Source organism: Spiroplasma endosymbiont of Ammophila pubescens (assembly GCF_964020965.1).
Classification (GTDB): Bacteria; Bacillota_I; Bacilli_A; order Mycoplasmatales; family Mycoplasmataceae; genus Spiroplasma.
In genome coordinates this window covers 510,833-526,952 of the sequence record NZ_OZ026611.1, presented here as the reverse complement: position 1 = coordinate 526,952, position 16,120 = coordinate 510,833, and the positions used below count along the sequence as shown (strand labels likewise).

Below are 16,120 nucleotides of genomic sequence, written 5' to 3'. Positions count from 1 at the left end.
TGGAACCGGTATTAGATTATATATAATGATTAATAATAATATTGCTATAAATAAATCTCTAAAGAATCTTTTTTAGAAAATCATTCATTGTCTTAGAACATAACTAATTAAATATATATCTGTATAAGTTTGTTTCAAAAAAAATAAAAAGCACTAAAGTGCTTTTTTAAAATTAATTATGCTAAAAATTTTGGTGCAGCAAGTGTTAAAATGACAACAATGCAATTATAACCAACATGCGGAATTATGGTATATGTAACATTCCCATTAACAATAAAAAATAGCATTCCTAGTGTTAATGATGCCCCAATATATCCAATAAAATGTTCTCAATCACCGGTTCCAGCGACATGCATGCCAGTAAAGAAAATTGTTGATGCAACAAATCCAAGTCATTTGTTACCACTTAAACTAAAAATTCCGTGTCTAGTTGCTAATTCTTCAACAACTGGAGCAATTAAAATTGTATAGATAAATAAGAAAGCAATATTTCACCATTTATCTAGTCCTTTAATTAAATTATTTTGATTGTTTGAAGTTGTTGCTGTTATTAATGATTGTAAATAAACAAAAAATAAATGAATTGAAAAAACAGCAATAATACTAATTGAGCAAACAACAAAAAAACGTTTGCAATCTTGTTTTAAAGTTAATTTAATTTTTTCAAAAATTAATGGTGATGACAGATAAAGAATAAAAATTGTCACCAATCCCGCAATTATTAATGTTAATAAATTAATTGTTGTTTTAACACTATCAGATGGATGAAACTGGTTTACAATGGTTCCAATTACTAAACCAATAATATTTGGAATAAAATAAAAATAATAAAAGGCAATAGCACCTGACCGCATAATTTCATTTTGTGCACCACTAATAACAAAATATGAACCAATTGCAACAATAATCCAACTAATAAAGTTCATCCCTGCTAAAGCATATTCATTATGTGTAAACATATATGAAATTAGAATATTAATAAAAAAGGGAGCAAAAATAGCTGTTCCTAAAAAAATATAACCCGTATTTTTAAGTTTAACTAAATTAAAATCAAAGGGAGCAGCACGATCAACTAATGTTGGTTTTAACTCATATCATGCTCTTTTAGGATTATAAACATTATCATTATTAGTCATTTTTATTACTCCTTTAAATTCTACTTTTTATTATATAATAAATTAGTTAAAAATCCATTTAAAATTTAAAATTATTTGGTACAGAATTTTGAATCCATCTATTAAAAAAGACATTTTGCAATGTCTTTTATTTAATTAATGATGGTTGTGTCATTTCAGGGGGAATTTCTTCACCTAATAAATCTAAGATTGTCGGAGCAATATCAGCAATTGCCGGATTATCTTTTCGTAATTGTAACCCCTTTTTTGTAATAATAATTGGAACCAATTGTGAAGTATGCTTTTTATTAGGACCCCCCGTTTCATCAATCATAATTTCAGCATTTCCGTGGTCAGCAGTAATAATCATAATTCCATTAACTTTCTCAATTGCTGCATAAATTTTACCAATACAATCATCAATAGTTTTAACTGCTTCGATTGCGGCTGATAAGATTCCAGTATGCCCAACCATATCACAATTTGCAAAATTTAAAATAATAACATCAAATTCATTTCGATTAAGTTCAGCAATTAATTTATCAGTAATTTCATACGCTGACATTTCTGGTTTTAAATCATAAGTTGCTACTTTTGGTGATGGAATTAAATCTATTGAAGCCCCTGGTAATGTAATTTCGGCTTGTGTTGCTAGACCATTTTTAAAATAATCTTTTCCACCATCAAAGAAAAATGTAATATGAGCAATTTTTTCTGTTTCAGCAATTCGCAATTGACGGTAACCTTTTTTACTTAATCATTCTCCTAAACCATTAATAACTTCAATTGGTTTAAAAGCAACATGTTTTGAAGCAACTGTTTCTGCATATTCCATCATTGAAACAAAATAAATATCATATAATTTTGGCATAAAATAAGTTTGTGCATCATTACCCGGAAAATTAGGATTTGTTAAAGCCGAAGCTATTGCAATAGCACGATCAGGACGAAAATTAGCAAAAAAGACAGCATCACCTGATTTAATATAACCTCTTGGAGTATTAATATTATATGCTGGCATTAAAAATTCATCATTACGGCTAGCTTGATATTCACGGTCAATATATTCTATTGGGTCACTAAATTCCGAGCCTTTTCTTGAAACTAAAACATCATAAGCAACCTGAACTCGGTCATATTTTTTATCACGATCCATTGCGTAATAACGACCACCAATGGTTGCAATTTTGCCAACTTTTAATTCGTTTTGTAATTGTTGAAATTGTTTAAGATAAATTTTAATACATTCTGGTTTCGTATCACGTCCATCACCAAAAATATGCAAGTAAATTTCTTTTACTCCTTCTTGTGTTGCTAATTTATAAGCAGCAAAAATATGGTTTAAATGTGAATGAACACCACCATCTGAAAATAATCCCATAATATGAAAAGCACCATTATTTTTTTTTGCAAAATTAATTGCAGCTAAAAGTTCTGGATTTTGATTAAATGTTCCATCTTTAATTGCTTTATTAATTAAAGTTAATGATTCATATTTAATGCGACCTGCTCCTAAATGAATATGTCCAACTTCAGAATTTCCCATTTGTCCTTCTGGTAAACCAACTCATTCTCCTGCCGCATGTGCTGAGACTCATGGATATTTTGCTTTTAGCTTTTCAACATTGACCATATGCCCTTGTGTTACAACATTTCCTTTTGAATCAGGTGCAATCCCTCACCCATCAAGAATTGCCAATAAAATTGGTTGTTTAACTTTCATTTTATTATTTCTCCTCTTTTTCTCTTTTCTTAACAATTATATAATTATTTTCTATTATTGAGAATATATTTTTCAATCATTTTTGCAACACCACCTGTTTCAACGGTTGTCGTTACTTCTTTTGCTATTGTCTTGATTTGTTCTTGACTATTCTCCATTGCAATTCCCAATCCTACATTTTTAATCATTCAATAATCATTCATACTGTCACCAATTGCCATCATTTCTGATAAAGCAATATTCCATTGGGATGAAATTCATTTCAAACCAGCTAATTTACTAATCTCTGGAGCATTTATTTCTGCTGTTCCTGAGGCATCAATTGCAATTTCAATATTTTGTCCACGAGCTGCAATAATAAAATCGTCGTTTTCATGAACATCCATTACAATACATTTATAGCTTTTATTTTGAATTGTTAATGCAGAATCATATTGAATAAACTCTCCATCAAAAAATGCTAATTCAGGATTATTTTCAGCAACAGGATTAAAATTAACAATAACTTTGGTTAAATCATCAATATAACATCATAATTTTTTATGATATTTTTTTGCCAATTGGAATAAAAAATTAACTTGAGAAGCAGACAAGGTTTGTTGATGAACAATTGTATGTGTCTTAATATCATAAATACAAGCACCATTAAAACCAATAAAGTATTGATGAAAATAATCCATTTTTACTTTAATAGCTTCTGATAACGAAGTTAATACTGGTCGTCCTGTTGCAAAAATAACTCGTACCCCCATTTCTTGTGCTTTAATAATTGACATAATATTGGCCTCGTGAATCCCTTGATGAAAGGAACAAGCAGTTCCATCCATATCTAATGCAATTAATTTAATTTTATTCATAATTCCCTACTTTCTATTAAAATCTCATAATTATATTGTAAAAGAAAAAACCATATTTTTAAATATGGTTTAAAAACTAAATTCTCAAACAAAAATTATCCTTTAAACAACTGCATTTGCATTTTCAGTTGCTACTTCATCTTTCAAAAGTCAATCTCTTAATTGCGGACGAAAACCATAAATAGCACCTACACAACCACCTAAAATCGCTAAAACAATTAAAATAGTAATAAAAACAGTTAATCAAGGACGTATTTTCTTTGCACAATTTTTACATTGACATTGAATTTTTTCAATATTTGCTTGATGTTTTTTGCTATTAGTTCCTTTTTGCTGCTTATAAACAAATAAATCGGGTGGTCCTGGTACTCCAATATTCATATTTTGGCCAAGTCCAACTTTAATATTTGGATCAATTGGGGCATTTAAGAAATCTGATGGTTTAATTGAAGTACGATTTTGCATATTAGTAATTCGTTCAGCAATCGTTTGAGGTTGAGTTCCTTGTCCCGATAATTGTTGTGAATTTTCTTGCATAGTATTTATTTGTTGGTTATTTTGTTGTCCTCAATTACTAACATTAGGAGAATATTGTTGATTCACATTTTGCTGTTGATATTGTTGTGATGATTGAACCCCTTGGTTAGTACTAAGTTGATTATAATTTTGATTAGGTCCATTCTGCTGCTGATACTGTGAACCAAGATTTGATTGTTGATTAAATTGCTGTGGTCCAATATTTTGCGGTGGACGTTGCATTAAATTTTGCTGTTGATATTGTTGTGATGATTGAACCCCTTGGTTAGTACTAAGTTGATTATAATTTTGACTATTACCATTTTGTTGTTGATATTGTTGTGAACCAATATTTCTTGTTGATGAATATTGTTGTTGCGAAATATTTTGTCCAACCTGTCCAGATGTTACTGGATTATAATTTTGATTAGATCCTTTTTGTTGATAATTTTGTTGTGAAACATTAAAATTATTTCCCTGGTTAAGAGAAGTTTGCTGTTGGCTACTTTCTGGCTTGTTGCCTGAACCATTGTTAAAAGAATGTTTAAAATTCATTTTATGCCCTTCCATTTCATTAATAATTACATACTCTTTATTTTTGTATACTTCGTATATTAATTATAACATAAAAATGGCCGCAATTTTAAGATAATATTGCTTTTGTAAAAACATTATTAATAATTACACTTGGTCGTTTATTATGATATAAAATATCATATAAAGCTTCAAATAAAGGTAATGTAATATTATTTGCACGCGCATCTAACACAATTGTTTTACAAGTTAAAACACCTTCTACTGTTTTTACTTGCTCTGATAAAACTTTTTGAGCATCATCAACTTGAGCAATTGCAAAACCAAGCGAATAATTCCGTGATTTACTTGAGGTAGTTGTTAAAATTAAATCAGCTAATCCTGCAAAATTAAAAAAAGTTTCAATTTGAGCTCCTTTTGTTTTGGCAAAAAGTTGAATCTCATTTAACCCCATTGTAATTAATGATGCTTTAGCATTATCAGATTCATAAAGACCATTAAAAATTCCTGAGGCAATTGCTAATGCATTTTTTAAAGCAACCGCATATTCACTACCAATCACATCCGTATTAGCAAAAGTAACAAAATATTCATTATTAAACAAATCACGAACTTCTTGCGCAATTACTAAATCCTGTGAAACTGCCATAATACACGTTGGTTTTCGTTGTAAAACTTCTTTTGCAATGCTTGGACCATAAATACCTGCATATGCTTTTAAAATTTTTGGATTTATTAATTTTATAATTGATTTTGATAAAACTTCGTGTGTTTCAGGATCTAATCCTTTAGCAACATTAATGATAACAACTGGTTTTGTTACTGTTTGATTGATTTTCTCAATTATTAATTTAATAGCAACAACAGGAATTCCTAAAATAATATATTCAGCATCTTCAACTGCTTCAGCAAAATTTGTTGTGGCTTTAATTTCTTTATTAATTTTTAAATTACCAAAAAAATGACGATTTAAATGTTCGTTGTTAATATCATTAACTTCTTTCTTATCAATTCCATACATAATAACGTTATGATCATTATCTGTCAAAACATTTGCTAAAACTGTCCCATATGCTCCTGTTCCAATAACAGTAATATTTTTTTGTGTTTTTTTCATCATAATTTTCCTCGTTACTTTCTCTCTCTAAATAATATTTTAATTGGTACTCCCTCAAATCCAAAATATTGTCGAAGTTGATTTTCAAGAAACCTTTTATAAGAAAAATGAAGATATTTTGGATTATTACAAAACATAATAAAAGTCGGTACAACACCTTCAGGCTGAGTAGCATAATAAATTTTTAAACGCCCACCATTAAAATCTGGTGGTGGATTTAACAATTGTGCTTTTACTAAAATTTCATTTAGAACACTAGTTTTTACTCGCTGCGTTAAACCAACATAAACTTCATCAATTGTTTGAAATAAAATATGTAATCGTTTTTTTTCTAAAGCAGAAACAAAAACCATTTTCGCATAATTTAGATATTTAAAATATCCACGAATACTTTGTTCATTTTTTTTCATTGACCGTTCATCTTTTTCCATTACAGCATCTCACTTATTAACTACCAAAATAATTGGTTTATTTTGTTCAAATGCAATACCAGCAATATTTGTATCTTGGTCAGTAATAGGAACTGTCCCATCAATAATTAATAAAACAAGATCACTTCGTTCGATTGCACTAACAGCACGAAGAACACTATATTTCTCTAATTTTTCATAAACTTTCCCTTTTCTACGAATTCCAGCAGTATCAATCACAGTATAAAGTTGATTATTCCGTTTAAATGATGTATCAATTGAATCTGTTGTTGTTCCTGCAATTGGTGATACAATGACTCGTTCTTCACCTAAAATAGCATTTGTTAAAGAAGATTTTCCAACATTTGGTTTACCGATTAAAGAAAAATGAATTCCTTCTGTTTTTGGTTGAACTGGAATTTGATCTAAATGAGAAATTACTTGGTCTAATAAATCACCAATTCCAATTCCATGAGTAGCAGATACAGCAATTGGCTCACCAAATCCTAATGTCATATATTCATACAATTCACTTTCTTTTTCTTGCTTATCATATTTATTAACAACTAAAAGAACCGGTTTTTTAGCATGATATAGTATTTTTGCAACCATTTCATCATCTGGGGTAATTCCTTCTTTGTACGATAAAACAAAAATAATAATATCAGCTTCTGCAATTGCAATTTCTGCTTGCATTTTAATCTCTTGTGTAAACATTACCGTATTATTTAATGTAATTCCCCCCGTATCAATTATTAAAAATTCTCTTGTTAATCATTCTGAGAAAGCATAAATTCGATCACGTGTTACACCAGGAATATCTTCAACAATTGCAAGGCGATTTTTAATAACACGATTAAATAATGTTGATTTTCCAACATTTGGACGCCCTACAATTGCAACAGTTCCTTTTTGTGCCATTTATTTTCCTGCTTTCTTATAATTACATATTATTTCATAAATTTTAGTTACCGTTTGTTCAAATGTTAACTTACTACTATCCACAATAACTGCATCAGGAGCAATTTTTAATGGTCCAACCGCTCGGGTTGTGTCAACATAATCTCGTTCTTTTAATTTAGCAGTAATTTCTGCCAAATTATTCGGAAAAATATGGTTTTCTTGATTTTGATTTCATCGGCGGTTAGCTCGCGCTGTAGTACTCGCTGTTAAGTAAATTTTCACTTCAGCATTAGGAAGAACAACAGTAGTAATATCTCGTCCAACAACAACATTACCTTTTTTAATCACTAATTTTTGTTGCAGGCAAACCATTGCTGCTCGAATAAAATCAAGTCCAGTAATTTTGTTGATATTATCCAGAACAAGATCAGTTTGCAACTTATCAGTAATATCTTTCCCATTGACATAAACACGGTTATTAATCACTTGATACTTAAAGTTTGTTAATTGTGCTTGTAACTGATGATGATTTGCAAAATCAACTCCAACTTTTACACAAAAATAAGTAAAAGCACGGTAAGTTAACCCAGTATCAATAAACTGATAATTTATTTTTTTGGCCAATTCATAACCAGCAGAAGATTTTCCACTACCAGCGGGGCCATCAATCGCAATATTTATTTTCATCATCTACTCCTATTTTCTATAACATAAAGATTAAAACTAAACAAATAACTAATAAAACAACAAGCAAAAGCATAGTACTAAATAACATTTTATAACCTGATTTTATTTTTCGATAAACAACTAATACATTATTATGTTTTTCTTCTAAAAGAGCACTTGATTCTTTTAGCATTTCTGCTGTTGATCGTTGATCATTTTTACGCATATGTGCAATTGTACTAAATTCAATATTAGCTGAATTAATTTTAAAATCACTATTTTCTGCTTGAATTTTATCACTTACTCGATGATAAGTAATTTTTTCTGCTAAAATACTTTCTAAAATTGCTTGATATTTTTGATATGTTGGTTTATTTAACAATGTTTCAGCAATTAAAATATTATGCATAACATCACCAGCATCTTGGTCATTTTTTTGATTAGTTTGAATTGTTGCTTTAGTTGTATTAACAACTTGTTCTAGCAATTGTTTCAAATCATATTTAAAATCAGATGGGTATGGTTGTTCATTTGGGTTTTTATCCAAATATACTTTTTCTCAACTAAATTCTTGTTCAAAATCTGATTTAACACTACCAAAAAAATTATCATCAATAGCGTTTAACTTCGCCATGTAATTATTAATGACTTGACTGGTTTGATTAATTTCTTGATCAATCTCAATCTCTTTCTTAATCATTTCACGTAGCTGGGCAAATTTCTCCATTCTAGTTTCCATGTTAAACCTCCAACTTTTTTAAACTACATTAAAATTATATATTATTATTAAAATTTTTGTTATTATTATAGTAAATAAATAATGGAGTGATAAATATGGCAAATCGTGATATATCAAAAAAAAGAACATATGTAAATACTGACTTATGTATTTCTTGTGGTAGCTGTATTATGATTGATGAAACTGAAACATTTTTTATGGATGATGATGGTTTTGCAAATACCATTGATAATGATAAGGAGTTAGTGGAAGCACAAATGGTGTGTCCAACAGCAGCAATTTTTATTAAAACATTAGAAGAATTTAAAGAAAATCGGAAAAGTAGTCTTGATACTGATTAAAAAAATGTTTTATAAAAATTATAAAACATTTTTTTAATAATTATTTTCTTGGCGAGTAAAATTAATTTTATTTTTTTTATTATAAGCGGTAAGTAAATCATCTTCAGTAAATTTTAACTGTTCAGCAATTATTAAATACTGATTTAAAACTTTAAAATAAACTTCTGATGTTTGATTTTTAATTAGTTCTGTTGCAACTGCAAAACAATCTAAATAAAGTTTTGTCAAATTAATATTTTCCTGACAATATTCATTATGGTATTGATATGTTTTAAAGTCAACGGTTAAACTATTACCAATACTAATTAAAAAATGAATTCCATCAATATATTCTTCTAATAAAATATCTTTTGCTGAAGCCGGCTTAACACTTCAATATTTAAAATCACGTTGTTCATTAATAAATTCTGCTAACTCAACTAAAAAAGCCAAAATTCGTTTCTCAAATGTTTCATTATTATTTAAGTTAAATTTTGTTAAAATATGCTTATCTAATTTTTTTTGGTTTTCTAACAAATAATTAAAAGTATTGTTACTTAACATTTTTGCTAATCTCCTTTGCAGTTCTCATTTGTCCTAAAATTGCTTTTGCATTAGGAACTTTATCATATTTCTTTACAATTTGCCCTGTTAACGAAGCAATTATTCGTTCTGAAGCAAATGGATCACGTGGGTCATAAATTCAAGCATTATTAAAAATTGTTTCTACATTTTTTGCACCCATTGTCCCAATAACAATAGCATGAAAGCGATTCCGACGCTGTTTTAATAAATTTATCTTTGTTATTAAATCAGGTGATAAATCAGAAGTTAAAAAATCACTAATTAATAACAAATCAGCATTAAAATATTCATTACTATCCATTACTGTTAAAGTATGTTCTAATGCTGGCTCAACATCTGTATCCCCAGCAAAACTTTTTGACAAAAATTCAATTAATTTTGGTAGTGAATCTTTTAAAGAAGATAAATTATAAACATCTAAACTTTTAGAAAAATTAATCATGTAGCAAGGGCGATGCTCTGCTAAAGCAATTTTTGCAATTGCTAAAGCAAGAGCTTTGGCAATTTGTTCGGGACTACCTCGCATTGAAGAAGAGGTATCAATTGATAAAATGATTGGTCCTTTTTCTTCAGGAACATATGTTTCAATTGTTCGTAATTTAATTTGTTCTTTGGAAACTTTATCTTGTGATAAAAATTCAAATGTTGTTAATTTGTCCTCAATATATTTTTTATAAAAAATATATTTTAAAACTGGATCTTTTAATAAAACTAATTCGACGGGAAACATATGTTCTAAATCTTTAGATTCAATTGCTCCAATAATTTCTTCTGGTGAAGAACCAATTGGTTTTCATTCATAATCCATTACAATTTCTTCTAAAATTCGTTGTTCAATTAAATTACTTTCACTTTGAAAACGCCCTAATAATGTTGCAATTTCCATAATTGCTGGATTAGTTTCCAAAAATTTTGCAAATTTATCAACGGTTGACATATTAACACCTTTTTTTAGTTCTACTGGATTTCATATTTTGCCAAAAAAGTTTCATACTGTTTTTAATAAACTATTAGCTTTATTATAAATTTCCACTTTATTATATAAATCTTGCATAAACTTTGTTCTTAATTCTTCAATTTTTGCAAAACGATAATCATTAATTCTTTTAATTAAAATGGATTCTCAAATTCCAATAAAATCACGAAATAACATATTTGGATTATTGTTTTGTTTTTTATTAAATTCATAACGATAATAATTTAGCCGATCATAAAATAGTGAATTAACTTTAAATAAAAAATCTTGTGTTGAAGCATAATTCTTTTTTAAACCATCATAACCATTAACTTTAATCCAATGAAATAAATAAATTTCTTTTTCGATATTTGAATCTAACTTAATTTTCATAATTTCATTTTCAATTTGATGATCATAAAAATTATTAACAGCTTGGTCAAACATTTCACTTAATCACCGGTTCGTTGTTTTCATCAGAGCAAACCTTGGATTAACTAAATCCGTATTTTTTAATGTTGTTAACTTACTAGCTAGTTGAACTCCCGCTTTTTGCTCTAAATATGGATTCACATTAAATCCTCCCTTGTTTTACTCATTTAATTTTTTGTTAATTGTTCAAAATTACTATTATTTATTTTTTGCTCTGAATTTGAAAATTGTTCTAATTCTAACCAATTTTCATTAAAATTTATTTTATTATCACTAAAGGCATTATTAACTGCCAACATAAAACGTTCTTTAAAAAATAGGCAATTTAAAGATAATAATCGTTCTTTTTCATCCGGAAAAGCAGTTGTTAAACTATCAATTTCTCGTTCAACAGCTAAAATTCTTTTTTCAAGTTTTGAATTATTATTCACTTTTGAATTCTTAATTTCAATTTTAATTTCTTCATTTGTTTTAATAATTTTAAAAGTACTATCATTAACATAACTAATCTCTGTTTGCAAAACATCTGCCATATTATCTAAATCTTCACCATAATATAATTCAATTAATATGGGTTGTGTCTTATTATGACGAGCATCAATAAAATCTTCAACACGAATAAAACAAATTGGATACTGTTGGTTTTTTCAAAAAATTCGATGAAATGTTCCTTGTAATTTTCCATCAAAAACATCCAAATATTCACTTTTGCGACTATTAACTTCTTGGATATCTTCATACTGAGATGATAATTCTTCTAATTCTTTGTTTAAACGATTCTTTTTTTCACGAACATCATACGTTAAAGCATCTAAATAAAATTCATTAAAAATAGCATTATATGTTTCTTCTTGTTGTTCATCATCTCAAATACAATATGGAATGATTAACCAATCAGCTTTATCAACTGTATCACGACCATTATAAAATGCTGAAGCTTTCATTAAATGAGCAATCTTCTTTCAACGACGATCTGAAATATAATATTCACCTTCAGTCGCAATATACATTGCTTTTCGAAATCGAGAAATAAAATCAAAAGTTACTGGTGTTATTTTAATCTTATTAATTTTTTTTCGTCATGTATCATATTCTTCATGTGTAATTTGTAAAGCTTCATCAACTTTTGCATCCAATTCAGTTACTCCAGCAATCATATCATTAAAGTTTTCTTCGTCTTTTAACCCTTGTGCAATATAACGAATAATAAAACGGTCATATAAAGCTTCAAGACCTTGTCCTTCTGCTGGCAACTCATTTGACGCTGAAATTAATAATTTCATTGGCACTTTTATATCTACTCCAGCATTACGAAAAATCTTTTCATTAATAATTGTTAATAAAGTATTTTGAATTGATGGTCCTGCTTTTCAAATTTCATCTAAAAATACAATTTCAGCCCTTGGTAAATATTTATCAATTAAGCGCTTATACACTCCTTTTTGTAAATCTTCAATTGAAATTGGTCCAAAAATTTCTTCTGGTGTTGAAAAACGATTCATTAAATATTCAAAAATAGCACCATTTTTAAAAGCATGCTTTAAACGACGTGAAACTAACGATTTAGCAATTCCGGGTTTTCCTAAAAGAAAAATTGATTCACCACTTAGCATGGCTAACATTGCTAAATTAAAAATTTCTTCTTTTTCATAAACATTTTGTTGTAATTGTTTGGTTAATTCTTCTAATCTTTCTGTAAGTGTCATCATTTTCTTTTTTCTCCTAAACTTCTAAATTAATTCTTCGTTTAACATCATCTGATTTAACAATTAAGAGGCATGCTCCAACAATTCAAATAGAAGTAATTATTAGAACCAAAACAATAAAAACTAATAATCAAATATTAATTGGTTCAGTGGGATTTCCTTTAATACTTCCTAGAATCAATAAAATTGCACATAAAATTTCAACAAATAAAAAATATAAAATTGCTAACATAATATAAGAAATACCTCATCCATAAATAGCACCCGCAGTTCGGACCATTGTCATCGGAATAAAATATAATAAACTAAATAATAAACTAAGAAATAAGAACCCATAACTTAAAAGATCTTTAACATAAATCTCAGCAAAAACTTTAATATTTGGATCAAGATAATTACTTAAAACAACTAAAATTGCCTTTTGACCAATAAAATAAGCTAAAACAATTGCTACTAACTGTCCAAAAATAATAAAACTTCGCCCTACTCGTTCAAGTGGACTATCCCAAAACATTCGTCGTTGTGAAAAATCATTGTGCTGAGTTGGTGACAAATAACTAAAACGTTTCTGCTCCTGTTTAGATAATTCTTTAACTTCCTCCTCATATTTTCGGCGTTCTTCTTCAGTATCAAGCAACTCTAAATCTGGAAATTTACTTCCATATGTTGGCTTATTTTTAAACATTTTGTTCCCCCTTTGGTATTTAACCCTATTTTAATTTGTGTAAACATTTTAACATTTTCCCTAAATTTAGGCAATTAAATTATTTTTTTCCTATTTTTTAACAATCAAAATATTTGATATTGTTCCCTTAAAATATTTTGCTCCAAAACTTGTTACTTTAATATAATATCAATAATTACCTTCTTCTAAAAAGACATCATTAGCATCTAATTCACGATTATCTTCAGTCAAAATAATAACATTAAAATATTCACGGAAATTTACAATGTTATATCCATCTTTATTAACTACTTGTTGTAATTGTGCAAAAATACTGTTTATTGTTTCACCAATTGAATCATTTACTTTTTGAAAGCCTAGTTTAAGTGCACTATTATATTTTCTAATATTAATTGAATTTACAATTAAATCAACAACTGCTGTTCCAGTAACAACATTATCATTTCCCACAGCAGTAATGGTGATTGCTTTATTCCCAGTTGGTAATTTTTCAACATTATTTTCTGAAATTCCACTAATCCTAAAATCACTATCTGTTAAATTTAAACCATATCTTGCAGCTTGACTTAAAATACTAGTTTTAATTTGTCAATAAGCTTGTTGCTGTGTCCATGAACTATCTGCAAACAATGATGGTACTGTAAGATGTTCAATTGGCGCTGCTTTTACATAAATTGAATTAGTTGTGAATGTTCCTTGATAATTTAGTGATCCTTTTGTTGCTGTCACACTAACATTATAGGTTCCAACTCGTAAATTATTGTTATTATTCCGTCCAACATTAACTTGATTTAACTTAATTGCAAACGAATTTCGATTTGAAAATTCAACGTGATAATTATTATCTTTATTTCCTGCTCCCATTGGATTATTATTTTATCATATATTAGCAACACCAATTATTTCCTCACGATAATTATTTTCTAAACTTGTTATTTTATCAAGGGTTGTATAATTTTAAAAAAAGTTAAAATCACTTTGTAAAACACTGAGATTATTTTTATCAACACCACGTCAATCTTTAACTACTTTAGATGCAACATCATATTGATAAGATAAATTATGGGTGTTACTGTTAGTACCATCATAAGAAAAACGTACTGTAATATCAATTTTTGGTAAAGTTAACAATTTATCTTGATATACTTTATTATCATTCCCACGCAAAGTTCCATTAATAGGTGAGTGTTTTACAAAAACGGTTCCTTCAATTGTAGAAACATTATTTGTAACACCAACAGTAATCTCTTTTACAATATTATCAATTTTAATATAGGGATTATTTAATTGCTTTAATAAATAATCTTTTAAATTAGTTTTAATAATTCCAATTTGATTTGTTAAACGACGATCAATTTCTACTGCAGAATCATCATATTGAACTTTTTCAATAACATCTTTAACATTTGCCGATAAATCAAATGCTTGGAAATTAATTGAAGTATTTGTATAACGTTGTTGATCATAGTAAATTTTAGTTGGACTTCGATAAATATTATTTCCTAAATTGTTATTAATATTTAAAAATTTAATTTTAACTTCATTATAAAAAATTTGATGTTCTGAGCCTCAAACATACTGGCTATTATCATTAGTAACATAATTAAAGTTATCAGTAATATTATCGGAATCAATCCCCATTTCCTTAATAAATCCTCGATAAGAGTTTACTCGTTGGTCAATCATTCCATCAGCAAGAAAAGTATCTTCACTGTTTCGATCATATAAATCATAACTATTTTTAACATTTTCAAATGTTGGCATTGTAACTCCAATTTTAGTAAAAATATTAGGAATTGCTGAATAATTTTTATCATGATAATTAAAAAGATTAGCACCAAATTGGTGCAATGAACTAAATTTTTTAGAATCATACTTAATATTTAATGTTAAGTCACTTCCCGACGGTGTTTTAACAATTGGTGCAAAAGGAACACCATCTTTGTTTGCAATTTCTTCATTAATAAGAATACTATTATCTGGTTTTGCAATTGGATAATATTCACTTAAAAGACTATTTAAAATTACTTCATTGTCGCTATCTAATCTAATATGATATTTCTGAACTAAATTAATAATTTTTTGGTTGCTAATTAAATTTAAAAGCTGACTTAATGTTAAAGCAACTGGATAAGCACCCTCTGTTGTATAATATGTATAATCAAATGTTTTCTTTAAATCAATATAATAACCAGCAAAATCAGTTGCAATTAATTGCAAAGCAAAACGAACTTTATATGTAAAAAGTCCTTGTTGATAATCCACTGGGACAATTGTTACTAAACCATATTTATCATCACCATCATTATATGGATAAGATAAAATTTTTGGTCGCAAAACTAAATTCAAAAGATTATTTTGATAAATTACTTTGGTTCCTGATAAACTAGTCCCTGTTCCTTTTAGCATTGTTTCAACAATACTTAAATTATCTTCAATTCAATTATTTTTTGCAAAAATATCTTGAATAATTTGAATATTAGTTAGATTAGCATAAATATCAATTCCCTCTTTTTCACCAGCATTAAACCAAACATAACTAGTTAAATGATCTGGTTTTGCAACCCCATTAGAATCAACTAATGCTTTTGACAATTGTGAATTAACCTTTTTTGTAATTTTATCATCTAACAAAATAGCATTTGCTCACGGATTTTTATCATGATAAAAAGAAGCAGCAATAATTGAGTAAATAACTCCACCTAACCCAGCAGTAATTGCTATTATTGTAATAATAGCAAAAAGATTTAAATTTGCTTTCCGAGAAATTTTTCGACGAACTGGTTGAGTTGTTAATTTCACCACATTATTATTGTTATCTTCTTTATTCATTAATACAGTCTCCTCTAATATTTAT

Annotated in this window: 15 protein-coding genes; 1 reads left to right on the top strand and 14 read right to left on the bottom strand. The window is 27.8% G+C overall.

The window, feature by feature from the left end; translation table 4 throughout:
• Positions 1 to 176: 176 nt before the first annotated feature.
• The 8 genes from ABNT63_RS03230 to ABNT63_RS03195 all read right to left on the bottom strand — a co-directional run bounded on the left by ABNT63_RS03230 (position 177) and on the right by ABNT63_RS03195 (position 8,580).
• Positions 177 to 1,136 carry a CPBP family intramembrane glutamic endopeptidase gene (locus ABNT63_RS03230; RefSeq protein ID WP_348736428.1) on the bottom strand — a complete coding sequence of 320 codons (960 nt, stop codon included), beginning with the start codon at positions 1,134 to 1,136 and terminating at the stop codon, positions 177 to 179.
• Between the two features lie 127 nt (positions 1,137 to 1,263).
• Positions 1,264 to 2,838, bottom strand: coding sequence for a 2,3-bisphosphoglycerate-independent phosphoglycerate mutase (gene gpmI, locus ABNT63_RS03225; protein WP_348736426.1), 1,575 nt, complete (start codon positions 2,836 to 2,838; stop codon positions 1,264 to 1,266).
• A gap of 44 nt (positions 2,839 to 2,882) precedes the next feature.
• The gene (locus ABNT63_RS03220; protein WP_348736424.1) at positions 2,883 to 3,695 is read right to left on the bottom strand and encodes a Cof-type HAD-IIB family hydrolase; all 813 of its coding nucleotides are present in this window, start codon (positions 3,693 to 3,695) and stop codon (positions 2,883 to 2,885) included.
• Positions 3,696 to 3,797: 102 nt separating this feature from the next.
• Positions 3,798 to 4,766, bottom strand: coding sequence for a hypothetical protein (locus tag ABNT63_RS03215; protein WP_348736422.1), 969 nt, complete (start codon positions 4,764 to 4,766; stop codon positions 3,798 to 3,800).
• Between the two features lie 88 nt (positions 4,767 to 4,854).
• Entirely contained in the window at positions 4,855 to 5,862 is a 1,008-nt protein-coding gene (locus ABNT63_RS03210; protein ID WP_348736420.1) for an NAD(P)H-dependent glycerol-3-phosphate dehydrogenase, read from the bottom strand.
• Positions 5,863 to 5,876: 14 nt separating this feature from the next.
• Positions 5,877 to 7,193: a ribosome biogenesis GTPase Der gene (gene der / locus ABNT63_RS03205; RefSeq protein WP_348736418.1), complete on the bottom strand. Its 1,317-nt coding sequence runs from the start codon at positions 7,191 to 7,193 to the stop codon at positions 5,877 to 5,879.
• Entirely contained in the window at positions 7,194 to 7,862 is a 669-nt protein-coding gene (gene cmk, locus ABNT63_RS03200) for a (d)CMP kinase (protein WP_348736416.1), read from the bottom strand.
• A 16-nt stretch (positions 7,863 to 7,878) separates the two neighbouring features.
• A complete protein-coding gene (locus ABNT63_RS03195) occupies positions 7,879 to 8,580 on the bottom strand; it encodes a hypothetical protein (RefSeq protein ID WP_348736414.1) in 702 nt (233 codons plus the stop codon).
• Positions 8,581 to 8,675: 95 nt separating this feature from the next.
• Between ABNT63_RS03195 and ABNT63_RS03190 the strand changes: the two genes are divergently transcribed.
• The gene (locus tag ABNT63_RS03190) at positions 8,676 to 8,921 is read left to right on the top strand and encodes a ferredoxin (RefSeq protein ID WP_348736413.1); all 246 of its coding nucleotides are present in this window, start codon (positions 8,676 to 8,678) and stop codon (positions 8,919 to 8,921) included.
• Positions 8,922 to 8,954: 33 nt separating this feature from the next.
• Here the strand turns inward: ABNT63_RS03190 and ABNT63_RS03185 are convergent, their stop codons facing one another.
• The 6 genes from ABNT63_RS03185 to ABNT63_RS03160 all read right to left on the bottom strand — a co-directional run bounded on the left by ABNT63_RS03185 (position 8,955) and on the right by ABNT63_RS03160 (position 16,095).
• A complete protein-coding gene (locus tag ABNT63_RS03185; RefSeq protein WP_348736411.1) occupies positions 8,955 to 9,464 on the bottom strand; it encodes a dUTP diphosphatase in 510 nt (169 codons plus the stop codon).
• Complete coding sequence (locus tag ABNT63_RS03180; protein ID WP_348736409.1) at positions 9,454 to 11,013, bottom strand: VWA domain-containing protein; 1,560 nt, start codon at positions 11,011 to 11,013, stop codon at positions 9,454 to 9,456. The genes ABNT63_RS03185 and ABNT63_RS03180 overlap by 11 nt, the downstream gene beginning before the upstream one ends.
• 26 nt (positions 11,014 to 11,039) lie before the next feature.
• The gene (locus ABNT63_RS03175; protein ID WP_348736407.1) at positions 11,040 to 12,581 is read right to left on the bottom strand and encodes an AAA family ATPase; all 1,542 of its coding nucleotides are present in this window, start codon (positions 12,579 to 12,581) and stop codon (positions 11,040 to 11,042) included.
• Between the two features lie 13 nt (positions 12,582 to 12,594).
• Positions 12,595 to 13,263: a hypothetical protein gene (locus ABNT63_RS03170; RefSeq protein WP_348736405.1), complete on the bottom strand. Its 669-nt coding sequence runs from the start codon at positions 13,261 to 13,263 to the stop codon at positions 12,595 to 12,597.
• Between the two features lie 90 nt (positions 13,264 to 13,353).
• Positions 13,354 to 14,127: a hypothetical protein gene (locus ABNT63_RS03165; protein WP_348736403.1), complete on the bottom strand. Its 774-nt coding sequence runs from the start codon at positions 14,125 to 14,127 to the stop codon at positions 13,354 to 13,356.
• A gap of 93 nt (positions 14,128 to 14,220) precedes the next feature.
• Positions 14,221 to 16,095, bottom strand: a complete 1,875-nt coding sequence (locus tag ABNT63_RS03160; protein WP_348736402.1) for a hypothetical protein — start codon at positions 16,093 to 16,095, stop codon at positions 14,221 to 14,223.
• Between the last annotated feature and the right edge of the window lie 25 nt (positions 16,096 to 16,120).